Below are 1,220 nucleotides of genomic sequence, written 5' to 3' on the forward strand. Positions count from 1 at the left end.
CGGCGGCAGTCTGAACCTGCGCGGCTGCCCGATCACCGAGCTGCCCGCCGACCTGAACGTCGGAGGGAAAATATATGATGAGGAGACTGTACTATAATGATGGCCAACTATTGGAAATGTCACAAAGAGGTGCGTGCCGCGGCGCGGCGAGAGGTGCCGGATATGAAAACCCGCGAACTGGCAGAAAGGGAATGGCTGGATCTGCATTATTCGCCCGATTATATCACGGCCAGCCAGATGCCAGCCGTAGTCGGCGTTGACCCGTATGTCAGCTCATTTGAATTGTTCCATCGTAAACGCGGCGACACGCACCGAGACGATGCAGACAATCTCCGTTTCGCCGTGGGCCATGCGCTGGAACCCGTGATTGCCGAGGAATTCTCACGCATCATGGGCCACGTCGTGGTCGACCTTGGCCCGTATACGGTCGCCATCCATCCAGTTTACGACTGGCTGGTTTCGACGCCGGATTTCATCGCCATTGTTGACGGCGCGAAGGCGCCCGTCGAAATCAAAACGACGGAAACCAATACCGAAGCGGCCCGCGATTTTTCAGCGTGCCGCGTCCCCATTCATTACGACGTACAGGTTCAGATGCAGATGGCCACGATGGATGCGCCGTTCGGATACATCGCGGCGTTGCGCGGCCTCGGTTCGCGCGGCCTGGACATTATACGGGTTGAACGCGATGATGAACTCATCGAGGGTTGCCTGCGCATCGGCGCGAAGTTCCTGAACGATATCGCCGTCGGCCGCGAACCGGCGCCGACCGGAAGCGACGCGGACGCGAAACTCATCGCGCGGCTGCATCCAGCCGATGACGGATCGACTATCGAGTTGCCGGAGGACGGCTGGCTCGATCGTATCGAGCGGTTGGACGATCTGAAACGGCGCGCCGCAGAAATCAACGAAGAGATCGTTCAGATCGAAAACTCTCTGAAAAACGAGATCGGCGATCACACGTTCGCCGAATGCGGGCCATGGCGGTTCAGTTTCAAGACCACGCACCGCAAAGGGTATGTCGTTCAGGACGCGATCTTCCGCGTGTTGCGGAAATCTGCGAAGAAATAGCGTAATAGACAAGCAGTACACCAAAACAGGAGGGAAAAACTATGTCAAACGAATCGAATGAAACGAAACAGGAAATGCGCCAGGAAACGAGAAGCGTCGCGCCGATCAACATGGGCGAACGGGGCGTCCAGTTGCAGACCATCGAGGAT

The 1,220-nt window shown here is 57.3% G+C and carries 1 protein-coding gene; it reads left to right on the plus strand.

Going from position 1 to position 1,220, the window contains the following annotated elements; genetic code table 11:
• Positions 1–162: 162 nt before the first annotated feature.
• A complete protein-coding gene (locus P5540_19970; GenBank protein ID HRT67092.1) occupies positions 163–1,071 on the plus strand; it encodes a YqaJ viral recombinase family protein in 909 nt (302 codons plus the stop codon).
• Positions 1,072–1,220 lie beyond the last annotated feature (149 nt).

The sequence above is a fragment of the Candidatus Hydrogenedentota bacterium genome (assembly GCA_035450225.1).
Lineage (GTDB): Bacteria > Hydrogenedentota > Hydrogenedentia > Hydrogenedentales > SLHB01 > DSVR01.

Coding starts and splice junctions, on each gene's coding strand:
- P5540_19970 (HRT67092.1), top strand. CDS start 163: ATGAAAACCCGCGAACTGGCAGAAAGGGAATGGCTGGATCTGCATTAT.